The 24,259-nt window shown below is 67.1% G+C and carries 11 protein-coding genes; 4 read left to right on the forward strand and 7 right to left on the reverse strand.

The window, feature by feature from the left end; translation table 11 throughout:
* The first annotated feature begins 19 nt into the window (after positions 1-19).
* A complete protein-coding gene (locus L1080_RS18360; RefSeq protein WP_250774983.1) occupies positions 20-529 on the forward strand; it encodes a nitroreductase/quinone reductase family protein in 510 nt (169 codons plus the stop codon).
* Positions 530-1,021: 492 nt separating this feature from the next.
* On the opposite strand, the gene L1080_RS18365 is transcribed toward L1080_RS18360, so the two are convergent.
* Positions 1,022-2,524 carry an MFS transporter gene (locus L1080_RS18365; RefSeq protein WP_250774981.1) on the reverse strand — a complete coding sequence of 501 codons (1,503 nt, stop codon included), beginning with the start codon at positions 2,522-2,524 and terminating at the stop codon, positions 1,022-1,024.
* A 93-nt stretch (positions 2,525-2,617) separates the two neighbouring features.
* On the opposite strand from L1080_RS18365, the gene L1080_RS18370 reads away from it, so the two are divergent.
* The gene (locus tag L1080_RS18370) at positions 2,618-3,313 is read left to right on the forward strand and encodes a TetR/AcrR family transcriptional regulator (protein ID WP_159920064.1); all 696 of its coding nucleotides are present in this window, start codon (positions 2,618-2,620) and stop codon (positions 3,311-3,313) included.
* A gap of 6 nt (positions 3,314-3,319) precedes the next feature.
* Here L1080_RS18370 and L1080_RS18375 read toward each other — a convergent pair whose 3' ends face one another.
* On the reverse strand, positions 3,320-3,565 hold the full coding sequence (locus tag L1080_RS18375; protein ID WP_250774979.1) for a hypothetical protein: 246 nt from the start codon (positions 3,563-3,565) through the stop codon (positions 3,320-3,322).
* 360 nt (positions 3,566-3,925) lie between these two features.
* Between L1080_RS18375 and L1080_RS18380 the strand changes: the two genes are divergently transcribed.
* Positions 3,926-4,840: an AurF N-oxygenase family protein gene (locus L1080_RS18380; RefSeq protein WP_159920062.1), complete on the forward strand. Its 915-nt coding sequence runs from the start codon at positions 3,926-3,928 to the stop codon at positions 4,838-4,840.
* Positions 4,841-4,909: 69 nt separating this feature from the next.
* Here L1080_RS18380 and fgd read toward each other — a convergent pair whose 3' ends face one another.
* Positions 4,910-5,917 carry a glucose-6-phosphate dehydrogenase (coenzyme-F420) gene (gene fgd / locus L1080_RS18385; protein ID WP_159920060.1) on the reverse strand — a complete coding sequence of 336 codons (1,008 nt, stop codon included), beginning with the start codon at positions 5,915-5,917 and terminating at the stop codon, positions 4,910-4,912.
* Between the two features lie 55 nt (positions 5,918-5,972).
* The gene (locus tag L1080_RS18390) at positions 5,973-6,314 is read right to left on the reverse strand and encodes a YidH family protein (protein WP_250774976.1); all 342 of its coding nucleotides are present in this window, start codon (positions 6,312-6,314) and stop codon (positions 5,973-5,975) included.
* Between the two features lie 91 nt (positions 6,315-6,405).
* Here L1080_RS18390 and L1080_RS18395 point away from each other — a divergent pair, with 91 nt between their 5' ends.
* Positions 6,406-7,365, forward strand: coding sequence for an alpha/beta hydrolase (locus L1080_RS18395; protein ID WP_250774972.1), 960 nt, complete (start codon positions 6,406-6,408; stop codon positions 7,363-7,365).
* A 28-nt stretch (positions 7,366-7,393) separates the two neighbouring features.
* Here L1080_RS18395 and L1080_RS18400 read toward each other — a convergent pair whose 3' ends face one another.
* Genes L1080_RS18400 through L1080_RS18410 form a run of 3 tightly spaced genes read right to left on the reverse strand, consistent with a single transcriptional unit; the run spans position 7,394 to position 24,247 of the window.
* Entirely contained in the window at positions 7,394-18,928 is an 11,535-nt protein-coding gene (locus tag L1080_RS18400; protein ID WP_459031291.1) for an amino acid adenylation domain-containing protein, read from the reverse strand.
* Positions 18,915-19,757, reverse strand: a complete 843-nt coding sequence (locus tag L1080_RS18405; protein WP_159920052.1) for a 3-hydroxyacyl-CoA dehydrogenase family protein — start codon at positions 19,755-19,757, stop codon at positions 18,915-18,917. The genes L1080_RS18400 and L1080_RS18405 overlap by 14 nt, the downstream gene beginning before the upstream one ends.
* Positions 19,754-24,247 carry a condensation domain-containing protein gene (locus L1080_RS18410; RefSeq protein ID WP_250774959.1) on the reverse strand — a complete coding sequence of 1,498 codons (4,494 nt, stop codon included), beginning with the start codon at positions 24,245-24,247 and terminating at the stop codon, positions 19,754-19,756. Before L1080_RS18410 ends, L1080_RS18405 begins: the two co-directional genes overlap by 4 nt.
* Between the last annotated feature and the right edge of the window lie 12 nt (positions 24,248-24,259).

The following is a 24,259-nucleotide window of genomic DNA, read 5'->3' on the forward strand; positions in this document are numbered from 1 at the left end:
CGAAGCGGTCAGATGACATATGGCCGAATCACCCTTCCCCGACGTGCGGTGGGGCAGCGAAAACAGCTTCCTCCGTGAGCCCGCCGCGGCCTTCGCCGCTACCCGGCCGGGGTCGTGGGTAATTCGGAAGCTCGCCGGAGTAGACCGGCGCCTACTCGAGAAGAGCGGTGGACGTTTCACCGTTCTCGGCCCGATCGCCGCACCGGTGGTGCTTCTCACCACGACGGGCCGCAAGTCCGGGAAGCCGAGGACCAGCCCGCTGCTGTACTACCGCGAGGGTGCCCGAATCTACGTGGTGGGCAGCAACTTCGGGCAAGAGAGACACCCCGCCTGGTCCGCGAATCTCCTCGCGGAGCCGCACGCGACGGTGACCATCGGGGGAAAGGCGATCCCGGTGACCGCCACTCTCCTCACCGAACCGGAACGAACCCGCATCTATCGCGAATTCGATGCCATGGTCAGGGTCTACGGCGTCTACGAGACCCGCACCGATCGCAACATGCGGGTGTTCGCGCTGACTGCCACCTGACCAACGTCATTGCGTCATCAGCGCGATCTGCTGACCCGGCGCTACCCGGGGATATCTGTTCCCGCCCGTATCATCTACGTGGGGATAATCACAGCGCCGCAAGTTGCCAGACGTTTGCTCGTGGTGTGTGGTGGAACCAGGAGATGAGGCGGACAGCCGCCGGGAAAGGGGGAAACATGCTTGCAGCCAGACGATTACGCCCGTATGCGGTGGCGCCTGTACCGCTGAAGCCGAACCCGCCCGACCCTGATCAGTGAGTTCCACCCCCGCGTCGACTCGAGGACAGGCAGACAGATGAACCAGAAGTCCCGACCAGGCCACGAGCCGGCAGATACGGACCCCGAATCAGGCACGCTGTCCGCCGACGATCTGGCCGCAGCCATCGAGGGATTGACCGGCATCCGCACCATCGCGCGGTCTCCAGATGCCAGGCCGACCCCCCGCACCGTTCGGCGCGAACCGCCTCGATAGGGCCCCGATCAGCACACTCCATCAGTGGACCAGAACTGGCCCCGCATCGGCGTCCTGCTGCGGAATCTCGTTGCGATACAGTGTTATCGACACCAACGCGCCGACAGCGAAGAATGCTGCGGCCACCCAGAACGCGGAGTGATAGCTGACCAGCGCCGCACCCTCGGCGAGCTGCTGCGCCACGACGGCCGGATCCCCAGACACGGCGTGCTCGGCGCTGTAGCTGTCTGCTGCTGAAGCTGCGACACTGCTGAGGAGGGCAATCCCGATCGAACCGCCGACTTGCTGCGCGGTGTTCACCGTGGCCGAGGCGACGCCGGCGTCGTCGGCCCGCACTCCCGCCGTGGAGGAGGCCATCGCGCTCGAGAAGACGAATCCGAGACCGAGCCCGACCGCGACAAGACCCGGCAGGATGCCGGTGAGGTAGGCGCTGTCGACATCGATCGTGGTCAGAAACGCCATACCGAGTGCAGAGACGAGCAGACCGGACGTGACAAGTATCCGCGGGCTGTATCGAGTGGCCAGCACCGCTCCCGAGAACGAAGCGCTCAGGGCGATCGACGCGACCATCGGCAGAAAGGCGATACCGGTCGCGATCGGGCTGTATCCGAGCAGCTGCTGGAGGTAATAGGTGAGGAACAGAAAGATCCCGAACATGCCTACCGCAGAAATCAACATCACCAGATACGAGGCACCGCGCAGCCGATCGGTCAGCACCCGCATCGGCAACAGCGGATGGCGAACCTTGGTCTCGATCCACACGAACAGGGCCAGCAGAACGATCCCCACCCCGAGGAACGTCAGCGTCGACGCGTCGGACCAGCCGTGGCTTTCCGAGTTGGCGAATCCGTACACGAGGAAGAACAAGCCGGCCGTCACCGATACCGCCCCCCACCAATCCAGGCTTTTCGACGTCGAGCCCTTCTGGTGCGCAGGCAGAAATACGAGTGCACCGACCAGCGCCACGACGGCGAAGGCGACGTTGACGTACAGGCACCAATGCCATGACAGGTAATCGGTGAGAACGCCGCCCATCAGCAGGCCGATCGCGCCGCCCGCACCCGAGATCGCCCCGAACACACCGAAGGCCCGGGTCCGATCCGCCGACCCCGCAAACGTTACGGTCAACAGCGACAAGGCGGCCGGGGCCAACAGCGCTCCGAATACGCCCTGCAATGCACGCGCGGTCACGAGAACGTCGAAGTTGGGACTCCACCCACCCAGAGCGGACGCGGCCGCGAAACCGATCAGACCGATGATGAACGAGTTCTTGCGGCCGAAGAGGTCGTTGATCCGGCCACCCAGAAGGAGCAGGCTCCCGAACGCCAGCGAATACGCCGTGACGACCCATTGACGCTGACCGTCGGTGAATCCCAGCGCATGCTGCGCCTCGGGCAGCGCGATGTTCACGATCGTCGCGTCGAGGACCACCATCAACTGGGCGATGGCCAATACGCCGAGGATCAACCATCGCCGATCGATGCCCTGCCCCGTCACCGCCGGTCGCTCGCGTACCACTGCCATAGCTGTCACCCTCTCAGTGAAGCGGAATGCCTAATTCCGGATAGACGGTACCATAAGCGGAACGGGCAATTCCGGATGAGCTAGACTGAGGAGATGGGCCCTCAGACAGACCGTGCTCTCCGCAGCGACGCCCGGGCAAACCTCGAACGCATCCTGCAGTCGGCGCGCGAGGTGTTCACATCCCGGGGCCTCGAGGCCACACTCGCCGAGGTCGCGGAGCATGCCGGTGTCGGCGTCGGGACCGTCTACCGCCGATTTGCGAGCAAGGATCAACTGATCGAGCACCTGTTCGCTTCGCGTCTCCAGGACGTCGTCGAGGTCTCGACCACAGCCGAAGCGATGCCGGATCCATGGGAAGGTCTCGTCTATTTCTTCACCGAGAGCACCCGAATGCTGGCTCAGGACCGCGGCCTCCGCGACCTGGTTGTGGCGGGCAGGGCGCTGCCGCAGGGCCTGGCCGATCCGGAGACCCACGGGAAGCTCGCCGGGGCGGTTGAGGCGGCCCAAGGGGAAATTCACCGACGAACAGCTGCCCTGGTCGAACGTGCCAAGGCCGCCGGGGCGTTGCGTGACGACTTCGAGAGCACGGATCTACCGTTGCTGACGCAGTCCGTTCAGGCTGCAGCCGACTTTGCCAGCGCAGAATCACCCGAGTTGTGGAAGCGCGTCCTCGGCTTCGCGCTCGATGGTCTCCGCGCAAACCGGGACGGCCACAGCACCTTGGGCGTACCCGCGCTCAGCGAAGACCAACTGCACCGAGCGATGAACCGCCTCCACGGCGTCGACTGACGTCGGTCACTGCCCGCTCGACGCGGTGTCGACGTCGAGTTCGCCGTCGTGGGCGAACACGAGACGTCCGTCGTCGAGAGCGACCGCCCACCGGTGCACCGGAGCCCAGTCGCGGCCGAGCGACTGCCCCGACGTGGTCAGTTCCGCGAAATCCTCGATCACCACACCCTGCGCCGTCGTTTCCGCCTCGCGCCGAACCCGGACACGGGCTCCGACGACGATGTCGGGTTTCACAGGGTTCTGCTCGGGCATTGCTCATCCAACTTTCTTCGAAGAAGGGCCGCGGGCGGCCTGGTTGTTCCCACACCCGCTGGGGTGAGCGGGTGTGGGAACAGCCGACGACCCCGAGTCGGGGGAGGGACCGCCGGCCGATCCCGAACCCTGCGCGTTGCGGTTCGGGAGCTTAATGCCGACTGCAGCACACCCACTACAGACCATCAGCAAACATTCAGCAAGCTAACTCCGGACGTGTGTGGGAATCATCACCCACCGGTTCGAAGGGCAGCGTATCCGTCAGAGAGTCCAGCATTTGTACACGAGGCGCCTTGACGTAAACCATTCTGAGGTCCATATTACATGTTACGTCTCGTCACACTGATATGGAGGACGCTCATGACCCGTTCTACGCTCGAGCTTCGCAACCCGAGGATCACCGATCGCCAGGACACGGGTACACGGCTCCTCGAATCCTCCGCGAGGATGTCGTACGACCCCATGGTCGAGGTCGACTGGGATGCACCGGTCCCCGACGACCTGTACGGCCTGACACCGGAATGGTCCACACTGTTCGGAACCCCGCTGTGGAACGAAATGACGTTCGAGCAGCAGATCACCCTGACCAAGCACGAAGTGTCCTCGATCATGGGCACCGGCATCTGGTTCGAAATGATCCTGCAGCAGATGGTCATCCGGGACATGTATGCCAAGGATGCCTCGCAGGCGCACTTCCAGTTCGCGCTCACCGAAGTCGCCGACGAATGCCGGCACTCCGTGATGTTCGCTCGTACCGCCGAGAAGTTCGGCTGCCCGTCGTACGTGCCGCGCCGTGCCGTCGTCAACCTGGGTCGCGGATTCAAAGCTCTCGCGTCGGGAGAGGTCGCCTACGCCGGCATCCTGGTCGCCGAAGAAATCCTCGACGTCATGCAGCGCGACTGGATGAAGGACACCCGTGTTCAGCCGATCGTTCGGGTGACCAGCAAGATCCACGTTGTCGAGGAAGCCCGGCACATGCGTTTCGCTCGTGAGGAGACACTGCGCCGTGCGGCCGGCACCAGCAAGGCCCGCCGGGCGGCCAGCCGCGGCGCCATCGCGATCGCGGCGAACCTCATCGTGTCGAGCATGATCAACCCCGCTGTCTACGCCGCCGCCGGGCTCGACACCGAGCGAGCGCTACGCGAGGCGAAGAACAACTCGTTCCGCGCCGCGAAGGTACGCGAAAGCTCGCAGCCACTGATGCGCTTCCTCGCCGACGCGGACCTGCTGGGCGGGCCATCCAAGCGCCTGTACAAGCGGGTGCACATGCTCTGAGGCGCTCCGCGCCCGTGCGCCTTTCTGGTTGCTCCAGCTACCAAAAAGGCGCACGGGCGGCGAAGCCGCCTAGCCGCGGAGCCGGGGTGCGAGGTCGCGTTCGAAGAGCTCCAGGAACCGCTTCTGGTCGTGTCCGGGCGCGTGGAACACCAGATGATTCAATCCCGCGTCGAGATACGGCTTGATCTGCGCCACCGCCTCATCCGGATCCGACGCCACGATCCACCGCTTCGCAACCTGCTCGATCGGCAACGCATCCGCCGCCTTCTCCATCTCGATCGGATCATCGATCGAATGCTTCTGCTCCGCCGTCAACGACAACGGCGCCCAGAACCGAGTGTTCTCCAGCGCCAACTCCGGATCCGTGTCATACGAAATCTTGATCTCGATCATCTTGTCGATCTCCGCGACATCGCGCTCCGCCTTCGCCGCCCCCTCCGCCACCGCCGGCAACAACTTCTCCGTATACAACTCCATCCCCTTACCCGACGTACAAATGAACCCGTCCCCACTGCGCCCGGCATACCGGGCCACCACCGGACCACCCGCCGCGATATACACCGGAATCCCGTCCTCGGGCACGTCATAAATCGACGCCCCCTTCGTGGAAAAGAACTCGCCCTCGAAATCGACCCGATCCCCGAGCCACAACTCCCGCATCAACCGCACCGACTCCCGCAACCGCGCGAACCGCTCCTTGAACTCCGGCCACTGCCCCGCAAAACCCGTCGCGATCTCGTTGAGCGCCTCACCGGTACCCACCCCGAGCATCACCCGACCCGGATACAGACACCCCATCGTCGCGAACGCCTGCGCCACCACCGCCGGGTTGTACCGGAACGTCGGCGTCATCACCGACGTCCCCAACTGCAACCGCTCCGTCCGCTCCCCCACCGCCGTCATCCACGCAATCGAGAACGGCGCATGCCCACCCTCGTGCCGCCACGGCTGGAAATGATCCGACACCGTCGCCGAATCCATCCCGTGCGCCTCCGCCAGCACACCCAGCTCCACCAACTCCCGCGGACCGAACTGCTCCGCCGACGCCTTGTATCCCAGCTTGAGCTCGTGGGCCACCGTGTACTCCTTCGTCGTCACGTCCGGTTCGCGTTATGCAAACCTCTTCTGCAGGTTAGAGAACGGCGACGACGCTGGCGAGCCCCGCTCCCAGCGCCACCACCGTCAGAGCCACGGCGAACAGCCTCAACTCGTGGGGCGGTGGCATCGGCGCGCCGTCGCGTAGGGCCTTCTCGACCTGAGACCACCGTCGCAGTCCGACGAGGGCCGCTGCCGCGGCGAGACCGATCAGAATCAGGCCGAGGGTCGTCCGCACCCATCCGGTGCTGAATTCGGGGACCAGGTGGATCATCGCGAGACCACCCGCGAGCAAGGCCAGCGAACTTCGCATCCATGCCAGAAACGTCCGCTCACTGGCGAGTGTGAATCGCTCGTCGGGCCGGTCGTTGTCCGTCATCGATCCATCTATACACCGGTTCCGTGGAACCGCGACAAGCAGGTAGGCCGGCGTCTTAGATTGGACGAGCAGGCCACAGGCAGGGGGCATCATGCGACCGTTCGACATTCTGCGACGCTCGGCCCCTCTGCGTGGACTGGTGGTGACGGTCCTGCTGTTGTCGGCGTGGCTGGCGCTCGGACCGCCGCCTGCCTCGGCGGAGCCGCGGATCACCCGGGTGGACGTCTACTCGGAGGCGATGGGCCGCTGGGTTTCGAACGACGTCATCTCGCCCGCTTCCGGTGCGCCCGCGCCCACCTTCTACCTGCTCACCGGGATCGGCGGCGGATCGGACGGCATCTCGTGGTTCAACAACACGGGGGTCCGGGACTTCTTCGCCGACAAGCATGTGAATGTCGTGATGCCGATCGGCGGCCAGTACAGCATGTACACCGACTGGGTCGCGGACGATCCGGTGCTCGGGCGTAACAAGTGGCAGACGTACCTCACTCACGAGCTTCCCGCCGCAATCGACAGCCGGTTTTCGACGACGGGCTCGAAAGCCATCGGCGGAGTCTCGATGGCGGGCAGCGCGGTACTCGACCTCGCCGCGCAGGTACCGGGGTTCTACCGTGCGGTGGGCTCGTACAGCGGGTGCGCACAGACCAGTGGCGTGCTCGGGCAGGCGATGGTGCGGTCGATGGTCGAACTGCGAGGCGGCGGTAACGCCGCCAACATGTGGGGCGGCCCCGGGGATCCCGCGTGGGCGCGGCACGATCCGATGCTGAGCGCCGAGCGCCTGAGCGGCACAACGCTGTTCGTGTCGACCGGCAACGGGATGCCGGGGCCCGTCGACAACCACGACCCACTACTGGCCGTGCCGCAGACGATCGGCGGCAGTGTCGTCGAGATGGTCACCCATGTGTGCGCCGGTGCGTTCGAATCGCGGCTTCGGCAGCTCGGAATCCCGGCCACGTTCGCCTACCTACCGCAGGGCACCCACTCCTGGGGCCTGTTCGAAACCGAGCTACGCGACTCCTGGCCCGTCATCGGCAGTGCTCTCGGGGCATAAGCAACGATCGAAGCATGAGCGGCGACCATCAGAGCGTGCGCCCCAGTGCGCGTTCCAGGATCGGCCCGATCACCGCGAAAGCCTCCGGTGTGGTCATCCGCACGTGCTCGCACTCCACCTCGTTCGCGGTGATTACGCCGGTCACCACGGGCTGCCACACGCTCGGCGAGGGTCGTTCACCCTCGTCGTCGGTGCTCTGCGCGGCGGCGAAGAACAGCAAGTCGCCGTCGAACACGCGGGGCCGATGTTCGGCCGAGATCCGCTTCGAGTTCTCGAGGCCCGCGCTGATGCGGCCCAGGAGGGTCGACGCGAACGCCGGGTCCCGGCCGAACGATCGGCCGAGCATCTCGACCAACTGCTCTCGGTACGACCTGTCGTCGTCGCCGCTGCCCTCGAAGTCGACGCCCAGTCCGTGCAGCCATTGCTCGGCGTCGACCTCGAGGTCACCGAAGTCGCCCTCCTCTGCCAGGTAGCTGTCCATCATCGCGAGCGTGCCGACGTCCGCACCGGACTCCCGCAATTCGACGGCGATCGCGTGTGCGATCACGCCACCGAGTGACCATCCCAGCAGGTGGTACGGGCCTCGGGGCTGCACCGCCCGCATCTCGACGACGTAGCGGTGTGCCAGTTCTTCCATCGAGTCGAACGTCGCGCCTCCGCTCAGGATGGGTAACTGCAGCCCGTACACCGGCCTGTCCGGCGCGAGGTGCTGAATCAGTCCGGCGTATCCGAGGGCGAGTCCGCCCGCGGGGTGCACGCAGAACACAGCGGGACGTGTTCCACCGGACCGGAGCGGGACCACGACACTCAACACGTCGTCGGTCACCGCGGCGCCGGGCGTGGACGGGTCGACGATGCGGCGCGCCAGCGCTTCGGGAGTGGGGTTGCGGAAGATCCACTGCAGTGCGACGTCCGTGCCGAGCCGGTCCCGCAGTGCGGACGCCACCCTGGTCGCGACCAGGGAGTTCCCACCGAGTGCGAAGAAGTCGTCGTCGGCTCCGACGCGTTCTACCCCGAGTACGTCGGCGAACACCTCCGCGACCGCGTGCTCGAGCGGAGTGGCTGGTGCCTTGAACGGCCTGGGCGAGACCGTCGGCGCGGGAAGTACCCGCCGGTCCAGTTTGCCTGTGCGCCCGACCGGCAGCTCGTCGAGTACCACCAACTGAGCGGGCACCATGTAGGGCGCGAGATGAGAAGCGGCGTAGCGCAGCACTTCCGCGGGATCGATGCTCGCATTACCCTCCGGGACAACGTAACCCACCAGTCGATCGATCGCTCCGGCGTGTGTGGTCACCGCCGCCCGGCCCACCCCGTCGCAGCGGGCCAGTACCGACTCGATCTCGCCGAGCTCCACCCGCTGTCCTCGAATCTTCACCTGGAAGTCGTTGCGGCCTATGTATTCCAGCCGGCCTATCTCGGTCCAGCGCACGAGGTCACCGGTACGGTACATGCGGGAGCCCGGAACTCCGAAGGGGTGCGCCACGAACGACGCTGCTGTCATACCCGGGCGCCGATGGTATCCACGGGCCAGTCCCGGTCCCGCCGCATATAATTCGCCCACCACACCCACCGGGACCGGCTGCAACCACGGATCCAGGACTACCACGTCGACGCCGCGGCCGGGACCCCCGACGGTGACCGGCTCGTCCGGCGACAGCGCCTCGCTGGCCGTGGTCTGTATGGTCGCCTCAGTGGGACCGTATCCGTTGAAGACGAACCGGCCCGGTGTCCAGCGGTTCGCAAGCTCGGGCGCGAATCGTTCACCTGCCACTGCCAGAACTCGGACGGATGGAAGCTCTTCGGGGCTCACCGTTTCCAGGATGGTGGGGGTGAAGAACGCATGTGTGACGTGTTCGGCCTCGAGGAGTTCGGCCAGTTCACGGCCACCGAGCACGGTGGGGGGCACGATCACCAGCGTCGCCGCGACGGTGAAGGCCATCAGCAGCTCGAAGACGGACGCGTCGAAACTCGGCGACGCCAGGTGTGACACCCGTGCCCCGTGCGTCGCTGCGAAGCGTTCCCGCTCCTCGACTACCAGGTTTGCCAGACCGCTGTGCGAGACGACGACACCCTTCGGTGTGCCGGTCGAGCCGGAGGTGTAGAGCAGGAAGGCGGCGTGCTCGGTATGCAACGGTCGCACGCGGTCGTCGTCGGTGACCCGGTCCCCGGGGTACGCGCTGTCGACCTCCGGGTCGTCGAGCAGCAGCCACTGCACCGCGCCGGGCAGATGCTCGCGGTGCGCCGATACGGTCAGTCCGAGGATTGCACCGGAATCCTCGAGCATCGCCGTGATGCGGGCGGTCGGGAGTGCGGGATCGATCGGCACGTACGCCGCACCCGACTTCGTGACCGCCCACACCGATAGCACCGATTCGATCGACCGCGGCACCCCGACGGCGACGAAGGAGTCGGGACCGGCACCCCGGTCGACGAGCGCTCTGGCCAACCGGTTGGACCGTTCGTCGAGCGTCCGGTACGAGACGTCGATGCCGTTGCTCGACAGTGCGATTGCCTCCGGGTCCACGGCGGCGCCGGCGACGAGCACGTCCGACAGCGTCCGTTCCGGAACCGCGGGTGCACCCCGGACCGGCGCGAGTTCGTCCCGTTCGAAGGCGTCCAGTATGTCGAGGTCTCCCAGCCGCACCGAGGGGTGGTCCACCACGGCGTCGAGCATGCGAACGAAACGGTCGGCCAGCTCGGCGACGGTGTCGGCATCGAAAAGGTCGGTGGCGTAACTGAATGCGGCCCTGATACCCGACGGTGACCCCTCGTCGTCGTACTCTTCGGACACGGTGAGCTGCAAGTCGAATCGTGCGATCGTCGCACCGAGGTCGATGCCGGTCACCTCGACGCCCGGCAGTGACAGGTCGGATTGCTCCACATTCTGGAATTCGAGAAGTACCTGGAACAGCGGTGAATGCGCCGTCGAGCGAGGTGGGTCGAGCGCTTCGACGACCTTCTCGAACGGCACCTCGGCGTGGGCGTATGCCCCGAGGTCGACGACGCGTACCTGCTCGAGCAGTTCGGCGAATGTGCTCGCGGACCGGATGACGGTGCGTAACACCACGGTATTGACGAACATTCCGACCATGTCGTCGAGTGCGGCCTCACCCCGTCCGGCGACGGGGGTTCCGATGGCGATGTCCTCGGAACCGGACATCCGGGCCAGGAAAGCGGCCAGGGCGGCATGCGCGACCATGAACAGCGTCGACTGGTGCGCGGACGCCAGCGCCGTCAGCCGACGATGCAGGTCGGCGTCGATTTCGAATCCCACTCGGCTTCCACCCGGTGACCGCTGCATCGGACGCGGACGGTCCGCTGGTAGATCCAGTGCGGCAGGAAGACCGGCCAGCGCGTTCCGCCAGTAGTCCAGCTGCGCCGACACCAGCGACTGCGGATCCTCGTCGGAACCGAGGAGTTGCCGCTGCCAGAGTGCGAAGTCGGCGTACTGCACCGCCAGGGGTTCCCATTCCGGGGCACCCCCGTGGGTGCGGGCCGTGTAGGCCACCAGCACGTCCCGGGCGAGCGGGACCATCGATGCTCCGTCCGCGACGATGTGGTGCACCACCACCAGGAGCACTCGCTCGGCATCGGAGGTCTCGAACAATGCGGCTCGCACCGGCACCTGCTTGGTGACGTCGAAGCCTTCCGACACCGACGCCGAGAGCCGCTCGCGCAACTCGGTTTCGCTGGTCACTGTCACCTCGGGCAGGTCCGGTGCCGCGTCGGGGAGGATCACCTGCACCGGCTCACCGTCGCACATCGGAAAGCGGGTCCGGAGCGATTCGTGCCGCGCCACCACATCGGCCACCGCAGCGCGCAACGCGTCGACATCGAGTGTGCCGGTGAGCCGGAACGCCATGGCGATGTTGTACGCGGGCGAGGAGGTGTCGAACTGGTTGAGGAACCACATGCGAGTCTGCGCCAGCGACACCGGGATTCGTTCCGGACGCGGTCCGGCCTGCAACACCGGTCGGTCGGTACGCACGGTGGCTTTCGCGGCACGGGCCGCAAACGCTGTGACGGTCGGCGCCTCGAAGAGGGCGTGCAGTCCGACTTCGACGTCGAGTGCCGCGTCGACCCGGGCAACCACGCGGGTGGCGGACAGCGAGTCGCCGCCCAAGCGGAAGAAGTCGTCGTCGGCGCCGACCTGTTCGATTCCGAGGACGTCGCCGAACACACCGGCCACGACGGCTTCGAGGGGGGTGGCGGGAGCCCGGAAGCGACGCGTCCCGGCGCCGGGTTCGGGTAGTGCTGTGCGGTCCAGCTTCCCACTCACCGTCACCGGCAACTCCCCCACAACCACCACCACCGACGGCACCACCCACCCCGGCACCACCCCCGCCACCCACTCCACCACCACATCCGGATCCACCCGCACCCCCACCTCCGGCACCACATACCCCACCAACCGACCCCCCTCCCGCACCACCGCCGCCGCCGCAGCCACCCCCGGACACCGCGCCAACACCGCCTCCACCTCCCCCAACTCCACCCGCTGACCCCGCACCTTCACCTGCCCATCAACCCGCCCCACAAACTCCAACACCCCCACCTCAACCCACCGCACCACATCCCCCGTCCGATACACCCGAGACCCCACACCCGAAAACGGATTCGCCACAAACGACACCGCCGTCAACCCCGCCCGACCCCGATACCCCCGCGCCACACCCGACCCCGCCACATACAACTCACCGACCACCCCCACCGGCACCGGACGCAACCACCCGTCCAACACCACCACCTCCACCCCCAACCCCGGACCACCCACCGACACCACACCCCCCGCCACCAACGGCCCACCCACCGTCGCCTGCACCGTCACCTCCGTCGGCCCATACGCATTGAAAAACTCCCGACCCGGCGCCCACCGCGCCACCAACTCCGGCGCACACACCTCCCCCGCCACCACCAACACCCGCACCGACCCCAACCCCACACCCGACCCCAACGTCGCCAACACCGACGGCGTCACAAAACAATGCGACACCCCCTCCGCCTCCCACAACTCCACCAACCCCACACCCCCGAACACCCCCGGCGGCGCCACCACCAACCGCGCCCCCACCGAAAACGCCATCAACCACTCGTACACCACCGCATCAAAACTCGGCGACGACACCTGCGACACCCGCGAACCCGACGACACCCCGAACCGAACCCGCTCTTCCACAGCCAAATTCGCCAAACCCTCATGCGTCACCACCACACCCTTCGGCCGCCCCGTCGACCCCGACGTATACATCACATACGCCGCACACCCCGCCCACAACGGCCGCACCCGATCCCCATCCGACACCACACCCCCCGACACCCCCTCCACCACACCCGAATCATCGAGCCACAACCACTCCACCCCATCCGGCACCACACACCCCGACACCGACAACCCCACCACCACACCCGAATCCACCAACATCTCCCGCACCCGCACCAACGGCAACACCGGATCCACCGGCAAAAACGCCCCACCCGCCTTCGCCACCGCCCACACCCCCACCACCAACTCCACCGAACGCCCCACCACCACCGCCACCACCGACTCCGGCCCCACACCCCGACCGATCAACACCCGCGCCCACCGCGACGACAACTCATCCAACTCCCCATACGACACCTCCACCCCACCACACGACACCGCCACCGCCCCCCGATCCACCCCCACCCCACCAGCCAAAATCTCCGGCAACACCCGAACACCCACACCCAACCCACCCCGCACCGGAACCAACACCCCACACTCCTCCGCACTCAACACCTCCACCCCCGCCAACAACCCATCCGGTTCGGTGGCCATCGCCTCGAATATCCCGGTGACCCGTGCCGCGATGGTCTCGACCGTGGCCGCCTCGATCAGGTCGGGTAGGTAGTGAAAGGTCATGCGCAGCTGCGTGTCCATCGAGAAGGCCACGCTGAGTGGGTAATGCGTGGCATCGACACCGCTGACGTCCACCACCCGGATTCCGGCCAGGTCGGTGTCCTCGGTCAGCCCACCTCGATCGATCGGGTACGACTCGAAGACGGTTGCCGTGTCGAATCCGAGCTGTGGGCCGGCCGCGCGCGCAATATCGGCGAGACCCAGGTGGTGGTGGTCGAACAACGCCGCCTGCTCCGATTGCGTTCGTTCGAGCAACTCGCCCACCGTTTCCCGGGGATCGAGCGTGATCCGGACGGGGACGGTGTTGACGAACAATCCGATCATCGACTCTGCGCCGGCGAGTTGCGGTGATCGCCCGGACACCGTGCCGCCGAACGTGATATCGGACGAGGACGTGGCCCCGTTCAACAGGAGTGCCCACGCCACCTGGGTCACCGTATTCACAGTGACGTTGCGCTCGCGTGCCAGAGTCGCGAGTTCCGCAGTAAGGCTCTCGGACAGCGGAAATTGCACCTGGGCGGGTGGGACCGACGGCTGTTTTCCCCACGCATCCGGCAGGAGCAGCGTCGGTCCCTCGATACCGGCGAGCGCGTTCGCCCACACTCCCCGCGACTCCTCCGGATCTCGGTGTTGCAGCCAGGTCAAAAAGTCCCGGTAGGGCCGGGGACTCGGCAGCGCCCCTGCCTCGTCTGCCACGTACAGGGCGAGGAGATCCCGGATCGCGAGTGGCATCGACCACCCGTCGAGGAGGGTGTGGTGGTTGGTCCACACCAGCCGGAATTCGTCGTGTCCGATGGACAGGAGAAGGAATCGCATCAGCGGTGCGTGGGAGGTGTCGAATGCCGCAGAGCGATCGGCGGCCAGAATCCGGTCCAGTTCGGCGCCGCGCGCCTCCTCGGGAATACCCGTCAGGTCGATCTGGCGGAACGGCACGTCGACGGTCGCCGGCACCACCTGTACGAACGTGCCGTCGGCGGACGGCACGAAGGCCACCCGCAGGTTCGCGTGCCGATCCAGCAATGCCTGAGCCGCGCGGCGCATCCGCGCCGGATCGACGGCGCCTTTCAAATGTAGCGACACCTGCACCGTGTAGGCGTCGATCGCGGGTTTCGCCATGAGGGCGTGAAACAGCAACCCGGCCTGCAGAGGTGCGAGTGGCCACACATCTGTGAGCGGCCCGAAGCGCTCCTCCCACGCGTCGAGGTCGCTCTGAGTCACGGTGACGAGGGGAACGTCGGAAGGGGCGAGCCCCCCGGCCTCAGGTCGGTGAGAGTGAGTTATCAATGCGAACAACGCCTCCCGCAGCCGAGTCGCGAACCGCTCGGTATCGTCGCGGGCCACCAGGGTGTCCGGGTAACCCACGCTCACCCGGAGTTTTCCGCCGACCACGATGGAGTTGACCTCGAGCGCGGCCGAGGCAGGCATGTCGGAATCCGGAACGTAGTGCAGGTCGCCGAATCCGTCGGCGGGTGCCCATGCCACCGCGCTGCCGGCGGGTGCGTCGGGGACCTGGCCGAGATAGTTGAAACTGATATGCCCCGGTTCGGTCTTCGGCAGAGTGTCGGCCGTGTCGGGGTTCAGGTATCGGAGGAGGCCGTAGCCGATGCCCATGTCGGGTACAGCACGCAGCTGCTCCTTCACCACCTTGACCGCCCGGCCCATCGCGGGGCCGCCGGCCAGCGCATCGTCGACGTCGACGCCGGCGAGGTCGAGGCGGACGGGAAAGATTGTGGTGAACCAGCCGACGGTGCGGGACAGGTCGGCGCCCGGCACCACATACTGCTCGCGCCCGTGCCCCTCCATGCGGATCAGCATCGACGACAACGAGATTCCCCGATCGCGTCGCCACCTCGACGATGCCACTGCCAGGGCGGTGACAAGCACGTCGTGGGCACCACCGTGGTACAGCCCCGGGAGGGTTGTCAACAGCACGGAGGTGTCTTCGGTCGACATCTCGACGCCGACGTCACGAATTGCCGTCGCCACGTCCACCGCGGGATCCAGAGGGCGGTCGGTGATCGGGGGGTCCGGCCCGTCCACGGCGCTCCGCCACCACGCCAGCTCGGCGACCCGCTCACCGCGCTGCGCCTCCTCCGCCAGGGCATGCGCCCACCGGCGCATGGACGTTCCCGGCTCCGGCAGCTTCGCCGCGTGTCCGGCGGAGATCTGCGACCAGGCGGTCGCGAAGTCGGGCAACAGAATCCGCCAGGACACCCCGTCGACGGCAAGATGATGAGCCACGACGATCAATCGGCCCGAGGTTGCGGGTACTCTCGACGGTCCCGGATCGAGCCACACGAACTGGACGACGACCCCATCGGAGGGACGCAGTCTCTCGACAGCCGCCTGGTGCTCGGCCGCGACGAGTGTCGCCGGCGGGTCGGCCTCGATGGTGAGGTCGAACCTGACGCGACGGATCAGCGACGCCGCATCCACGTCGGTATCCGGGCGGGTCTCCATCTGCCACTGCCCGCTCGCATCCCGGAACAGCCGGGACCGCAGCATGTCGTGCCGTGCGATCACCGCGGCGACGACAGCGACGAGTCCGTCTTCGTCGATCCCGGCGGGGAGCGTGAGCAGCAGGCTCTGACTGAACCGCTCGAAGTGGCCGCCGCGCTCCAGCAGGTACCGCACCACCGGTGTGGGCGGGAAAGTGCCGATGCCGCCGCCGGCGAGTTCAGTGAGAGGGCCGGGCGTCGTGCGGTCCGCGATGTCCGATTGTGCTGCCAGCGCAGCCACCGTTCGGTGCTCGAATACCTGTTGCGGGGTGAACACCAGTCCTCGGGACTTGGCCCGCGACACCAGCCGGATCGACAGGATGCTGTCGCCGCCCAACGCGAAGAACGAGTCGTCGTACCCCACCCGTTCGATTCCGAGTACTTCCGCGAAAACCGATGCCAACGTCTCTTCGGCTGCGGTGCGCGCGGGCCGCTGAGGTCGGTGCACAAGTTCGGGTTCGGGTAGTGCTGTGCGGTCCAGCTTCCCACTCACCGTCACCGGCAACTCCCCCACAACCACCACCACCGACGGCACCACCCACCCCGGCACCACCCCCGCCACCCACTCCACCACCACATCCGGATCCACCCGCACCCCCACCTCCGGCACCACATACCCCACCAACCGACCCCCCTCCCGCACCACCGCCGCCGCCGCAGCCACCCCCGGACACCGCGCCAACACCGCCTCCACCTCCCCCAACTCCACCCGCTGACCCCGCACCTTCACCTGCCCATCAACCCGCCCCACAAACTCCAACACCCCCACCTCAACCCACCGCACCACATCCCCCGTCCGATACACCCGAGACCCCACACCCGAAAACGGATTCGCCACAAACGACACCGCCGTCAACCCCGCCCGACCCCGATACCCCCGCGCCACACCCGACCCCGCCACATACAACTCACCGACCACCCCCACCGGCACCGGACGCAACCACCCGTCCAACACCACCACCTCCACCCCCAACCCCGGACCACCCACCGACACCACACCCCCCGCCACCAACGGCCCACCCACCGTCGCCTGCACCGTCACCTCCGTCGGCCCATACGCATTGAAAAACTCCCGACCCGGCGCCCACCGCGCCACCAACTCCGGCGCACACACCTCCCCCGCCACCACCAACACCCGCACCGACCCCAACCCCACACCCGACCCCAACGTCGCCAACACCGACGGCGTCACAAAACAATGCGACACCCCCTCCGCCTCCCACAACTCCACCAACCCCACACCCCCGAACACCCCCGGCGGCGCCACCACCAACCGCGCCCCCACCGAAAACGCCATCAACCACTCGTACACCACCGCATCAAAACTCGGCGACGACACCTGCGACACCCGCGAACCCGACGACACCCCGAACCGAACCCGCTCTTCCACAGCCAAATTCGCCAAACCCTCATGCGTCACCACCACACCCTTCGGCCGCCCCGTCGACCCCGACGTATACATCACATACGCCGCACACCCCGCCCACAACGGCCGCACCCGATCCCCATCCGACACCACACCCCCCGACACCCCCTCCACCACACCCGAATCATCGAGCCACAACCACTCCACCCCATCCGGCACCACACACCCCGACACCGACAACCCCACCACCACACCCGAATCCACCAACATCTCCCGCACCCGCACCAACGGCAACACCGGATCCACCGGCAAAAACGCCCCACCCGCCTTCGCCACCGCCCACACCCCCACCACCAACTCCACCGAACGCCCCACCACCACCGCCACCACCGACTCCGGCCCCACACCCCGACCGATCAACACCCGCGCCCACCGCGACGACAACTCATCCAACTCCCCATACGACACCTCCACCCCACCACACGACACCGCCACCGCCCCCCGATCCACCCCCACCCCACCAGCCAAAATCTCCGGCAACACCCGAACACCCACACCCAACCCACCCCGCACCGGAACCAACACACCACACTCCTCCGCACTCAACACCTCCAACCCCGCCAACAACCCATCCGGCGACTCCAGTGCGGCCGTGAGTATTCGGACGAAGCGCTGCAGATCGGCCGGACCGTGTGCTTCGACGGACCACGTCCCATCCCGGTCGTCCACGGCGAAAGATGCGCGCTCGCCCGTTGCGCCCCAACGTTTCACCACTGTGACGGCGCAGTTCCCGATCCGCTCGACGCCGAGCGGTTCCCGCACTTCACCCGCCAGCGGGCACCAGTCCTGCCCGAATACGGCAGCATCGATTGTGGAGAGGAAGCGCCGTCGACGGGATCTCCGCAGTTGCAGGCCCACCTGCCGCGTCACCGCATCGAACGTGAAATGGGGGGCGAGGGTCACCCTGACCGGCATCGTCGTCCCATGTTCCCGGAACCCGAGCAGTACGTCGTCGACGCCCGTAAGGCTCTGCCGGTACAGGGCGAGAGCCGCGAGTAGAACGGCTGCCGTACCGCCGCCGCTGCGGCGTGCGAGTCGCGCCGCTACACCGCCGACCGATACATTTTCGTAGCGTGAATCCTTCTGTTCGGGAACCCGATCGAACAGTTCTTCCGCTTCCGGGACCCCGGCGAGGAGTTCCTCCCAGTAGCGGCGGTCATCGAGCCACGCGGCGCTCTCCCGGTAGCGGGCATCGGAGGCGAGCAGTGCCGACGGGGACGTGAACGGCCAGTTCGCTCTCCGAGGCGGCGCGGTGCGGGCGGCCTCGTAGGTTTCGGCGGTGGCCCGGACGATCGCCGCCATGCCCGGTTCGTCGTTGACCAGGCGGTGGTAGCGCTGGAACCAGCCGAACCGTCCGTGCGGCAGCCGGAAAAGCGTGTGGACGTACAGCGGGCCGGTGTTGACGTCCATGGTCCGGTCCAGTTCGCGGCCGATCCACGCCGCGACGAGGGTGTCGGCGTCGGACGAGGCGCTCGCGTCGATCACCTCCGGTCCGGACACATGGCCGGTTCCGGTGCTCTGGCGGAGTTCTTGCCGGTTTCCGCCGAAGGCGACTCGTAGACAACCACATTCGGACAGCGTCTGCCGCAGCGCGGTAGAAAATGCGTCCTCGACGAGCGGGCCGTCGAGTTCGAGATACAACGCGAAAGTCGGCTCGTCGTGTCCGGTCTCGAGCACTGCGAGTTGGTCGTACGTCAGGGGCAGTTCCACACTGCCAGTGAGCTCTTCATCGGTAGGCGGTCGTTCATCGGTAGTCATGGAAGCCCCGCCCGGTCTTACGCCCCAGGTGGCCGGCATCGACCAATGCGGTGAGCGACTCGGGCGGGCAGTAGTGGTCGTCGCCTGTCAGCGCGCGGAGGGTGGTCATCGTGTCGTGAACGTTGTCGAGGCCGATCAGGTCCGCGGTCCGCAGCGGCCCCATGGGATGGCCGAGGCAGCCCTCGAACAGTGCGTCGACGGTTTCCGGGTCGGCGATACCGGCGTCGACGGAGGCGGCCGCCTCCGCGATGCACAGCATGAGCACGCGATTCAACACGAAGCCGGGTCCGTCACCCACGACGATGCCGGTTTTGTTCAGGGAGGTGAGGAACTCCTGCGCGCGGTCCAGGGTGCGCTGGGACGTTCGCGGTCCGGCCACTACCTCTACGGTGTCCTTGAGCGGCGCCGGGTTCATGAAGTGCAGCCCGACAACCTGTTCCGGTCTCGAGGTGCACGCGGCGACGAGATCGACCGGAATCCCCGAGGTGCACGACGCGAGTACGGCATCGGCGGCGCAGCAGCGGTCCAGTTCGGCGAAGATCTTCTCTTTGAGGTCGATCCGTTCGGGAACACACTCGACGACGACGGTGGCGTCGTGCAGCTCGGACATCTGATCGGTCCATCGCACACGCGCCGCCACCTCGGCGGGTTTCGGGCCCGCGCTGCGGCCGAGGAGTATCGCGAGCCGCAGCGAGTCGCTCATGCGCTTGCGCGCGACTTCGACGGCGTGCGGATCCGACTCGACGACGATCACGTCGTGGCCGGAGTGCGCACAGCACTCGGCGACTCCGACGCCCATGGTGCCCGCGCCCACCACACCGATGCTCATCGCGCCGCCTCCGAGGAGAGACCGGTGTCGTCTTGATGCACGTACTCCATCGCCACCTCCTGGGCCGGCAGGTCGGGATGCGTCACCAGCCCCCGGATGAGCTGACGGAGGTCGGCGAGCATCGCAGTTGCCGTGCTTCGGTCGAACAGTTCCACCGCGTAGTCGAGTTCGAGGGTCAGATTCGGGCCCTGCCCGCGGGACCACGCCAGCGCCAGTTCGGCGGACGATGCCTCGGCACGGTCGTTACTCGGGGCGCGTTCTCCGTCGCAGCGGACCGGGAAGTGTACTGCTGCGGAATCGCGCATGCTGCTCTCGGAGGACAGCTCCCGGCGGACCGTCGACACCAGTTCGAGGAACGAGGGTTCACCCGACAGGTCCACACCGACGAGCCGCGGCGGACCCCCGGGGGCCGCGGCGGTGCCGACGACCACCTCGTCCTGAGCGGTGTACCACGCGAGGAGGGCGATCCACGCGGCGAGCAGCTCGGCGAAACCCGGGGCGTCGTCGAGCTTCGCGGTCACCCGAGCGATCGAGTAGCGAAGTGGTTCCGCGCCGTTCGATGTCGGCCGCGGCCGGTCGGCCGGTACCACCGGGGGTGCGATCGGCAAATCGCGCGACGGGAACTCGTCGGACGAGTCGGGAAGCAACGCTGAGATCGGCTGCACCGCCGCAGAATCGACGATTCCCGCCAGGATGGTGACGTATTTCCCGCACAGCGCGGCGGCGGTCTGCTCGGTGAAGAGTTCCGTGCTGAACTCGAGCCCGGCGGCCATGTCGTCTTCGCCGCCGCGCTCCGTGGTGACGAGGGTGAGGTCGAACTTCGCTGTACCGGAGGGCACCCCGCCGAAAGCGATGGCCGAGGGATCCTCCTGATCGAACAGCGTCTCGGTGAGCCCCTGTTGCGCCTGCAACGCGGGCAGTTCCTGGTGGACATGGCAGACGTCGAAGAGCGGGGTTCGGCTCGTGTCTCGGTCACCGGTGAGTGCCGTCACGACCCGGTCGAACGGAATCTCCTGATGTTCGAGGGCGCCCAGCACGATGTCGCGCACCCGGCCGAACAGTTCCGTCAGGCTCGGTTCGCCGGACAGGTCGGCGCGCAACGCCACAGTGCTGTTGAAGTACCCGATCATGCCGGCGAGTTCCGGCCGGTTGCGCCCCGTCGTCGGAGTCCCGACGACGATGTCCCGCTGGCGACTCCGGCTTGCGATGAGTAGGAAGAACGCGGAGAGGAGTACCACGAACAGTGACACCGACTCACGCCGGGCCACGGCTCGTAGGCGTGCTGTCTGTTCGGCAGAAATGGTGAAGGTGTGGAAAGCGCCGGTGAAGTTCTTCCGTTCCGGTCGAGGAAAGTCGGTGGGAAGCCGCAGCAGCGGGACATCGGCGAGTACCTGTCGCCAGTAGTCGAGTTCCGGCTCGAGTGCGGCGCTGGCAATCAGTTCCCGCTGCCACAGCGCGTAGTCCCAGTACTGGATGGACAGTGGCGGGAGATCCGCGGGGCGACCGGTCCGGCGTGCGGCGTACAGGGCGGGGAGTTCGCGTTCGAATATTCGCGGTGATCCACCGTCGTTGACGGAGTGGTGGGTGGTCACCTGCAGGACGTGTTCGTCCGGGCCGATCCGGACGAGGAGAGCACGCACCAACGGGTCGTTGGCCAGGTCGAACGGTGCGATCGCCGCTTCGTGCACGAGTGCCCGGGCCGCAGCCACAGGGTCCGGCTCGTTCGACACGTCGGCGGTCCGGAAGAAGTCGCCCAGCGATGGGCGAATGCGCAGTTGCGGCTCTCCGTCGACGTTGACGTAATTGGACAGCAGTACCTGGTGCCGTGCGGCGAGGTCGTCCCACATTCCGCGGACGGCCGATTCATCGATCGGTCCGTGCAGGTCGCTGACCATCGGCAGGTTGTAGATCGTCGTGGTGGCGTCGAGTTGGTGGTGGAACCACATGCGCACCTGGCCGAAAGACATCACATGCCGGCCGCGCGGTGTGATCGGGGGCAGCCCACCGGCTGCGGACGTGCCCGCCGCGAGCAGCTCTGCGAAATCTGCGACCTTCGGCCGCTCGTAGAGGTCGATCAACTTGGGTCTGACCCCGTACTGCTCGGCCACCTTGTCGACGAGTTGCATCGCGATCAGCGAGTTGCCGCCGAGTTCGAAGTAGTCGTCGTCTGCGGCAACCGCCGTCTCGCTGTGCAGAAGGCCGCGCAGTGTCGTCTGCAGCCAGTCGAGGCTGTCCACCGGGGGGAGGGGCGCCGGTTCCGGATTCGGTTCCGGCGCGACGACTTCGGGGGTTCGACCCCACTCCGGCCGGCCGGGCAGGTCGTACCAGCACCGCGAGCCCAGCATGGGGTGTCCGGGCAACCGCACCCGCCGAGCGGTCTCGTCAGCCGCACCGACGGCAGCCCAGTCGAGGTCGACTCCGCGCTCGTACAACCCCGCGAGCACATGGGTGACGGCCCCGGAGGTGTCCGGTACGCGCAGGATCTCTGCATCGGCTCGGTCACCGAGCGCGTCGGCGAGCAACCGTCCGAGCTGCCCGTCCGGGCTCGGCTCCACGAACACGACGGGTCCGTCGGCGAGCATTCCTTTCGCGACGGCGACGAACCGTCCCGTGTCGATCGCAGGGTCGGCGGCGGCCGCCGCGATCTCGGAGGCGGTGACCTCCGACAACGTGCCGAGCAGATACCTCGCGGCATAGCGCGACACACCACCGCTGAGGACGGCGTCCACGGATACCCCAGCGTTCCGCAATTCCCGGTGAACGGCGATCTGGCCGGCGAGAAGGTCCGCCTCGTCACCCGTGGCCGGCAGTCCCGGCGGAAGGGAACGGCCACGGAGTGCGGCGGGCATCGGGTCCGGTGACAGCAGCAGTGCCACGGACGGTGCCCGCCGGGTCGGCGCACTCTCGTTCCGACCCTCGGGGTCCGCGGCCTGCGCGGCGAGTGCCTTCGCCAGTTCGTCGACAGTGCGCGCCTGCACCGCCACCCGATACTCGTGATGCGGCCGCCCCTGGTTGAGGGTGAAAACAATGTCGGCGAGGTGATACCCGCGCACCGCCGACGCCAGATCGTCACACAGAGTGGCCAGCGCCGCTACGCTTTTCGCCGACACACCCACGAGCCGAACAGTGTCCTCGGCGCGCGGCACAGCGTCCTCGGCGCGCGGCGCAGTGTCCTCGGCGCGCGGCGCGGTGTCCTCGGCGCGGGGCGCGGTGTCCTGCCGGGGTGGCTGCTCCACCACGCAGTGCGCGTTGATACCGCCCAGACTGAATGAGCTGACTCCGGCCCGTCGAGGACTGCCCTCCTCGCTCCAGGTCCTGGCCTCGGTGACCACCTCGATCCCGCTGCCTGCGAAATCTACTCCGCCGGTGGGCTTGTCGAAATGCAGCGACGGGTAGAGCTCACCGTGCTCGACGGCAAGGATCGCCTTCACCAGGCCCGACACTCCCGCTGCGTGGTCGAGATGGCCGATGTTGGTCTTCACCGAACCGATGGGCAGAACACCCGACCTGCCCTCGAATGCGCTGGCGATTCCCTCCAGTTCCACGGCATCGCCCAGCGGTGTTCCCGAACCGTGCGCTTCGAGATACCCGGCATCGCTCGGTGCGAGCCCCGCGTTGCGCCAGGCCCGCTCGATCACGGCCACTTGCGCCCGAGCGCTCGGTGAACTGATGGTCGCCGACGAATGACCGCTCGACACCGTTGCGGTGCCGCGGATCACCGCGTGCACCGGCACACGGTCGGCACGCGCGCGGCCCATCGTGGTGAGGAGCAGCGCCGCGCCACCCTCGCCGACGGCAGTACCGTCCGCGCTCGCATCGAATGCCCGGCATCGTCCGCCGGGTGACATCAGCTCGGCCGAGCCCTCGGCCAGATCGGCGCGAATACCGTTCACCCGCAGACTGACACCGCCCGCGAGCACGAAATCGGCGTCTCCCGAGCGCAGCTCCCGGCAGGCGTGGTGCACCGCGATCAGCGAACCATTGCAACCCGAGTCGACGGCATAACAGGGACCGGTGAGCCCGAGTTGGTACGCGATGCGGGCGGGCACCGCGAACGGAACGTTGCCCAGGGTGCTCAGGACGCCCGGTTCCGCCCACATCGCCGGGTACGTGGACGTCGCGGCGCTGAAGATTACCGCTGTCGCACTGTCCCGGAAGTCGGTCGCCGAATAGCCGGCCTCCTCGATCGCTCGATACGCCAGGACCAGCGCCAGACGTTGCTGCGGGTCGATCAGCGACGCCTCCCGCTTCGACAGCGTGAAGAACGAGTAGTCGAAAGTGGCGATGTCCTCGACGAACCCCATCGGCTGGTAGTCCGAGGGCGGACCGAGTCCGGTGGCCTCGGCCCGCGACCGGGACAGCGGACGCACCGAATCCCGGCCGGCCGCGAGGTTCGCGCGGAACTCCGCCAGGTCGTCGGCCTCGGGGTAGCGCGCGGCGATGCCCACCACGACGACGGCGTCGTCGTCGCCCGGTTGTCGCTGGGTCACTGTTGCCTCCCG

The organism is Rhodococcus sp. MSC1_016, from assembly GCF_023667485.2.
Taxonomy (GTDB): domain Bacteria; phylum Actinomycetota; class Actinomycetes; order Mycobacteriales; family Mycobacteriaceae; genus Rhodococcus_F; species Rhodococcus_F oxybenzonivorans.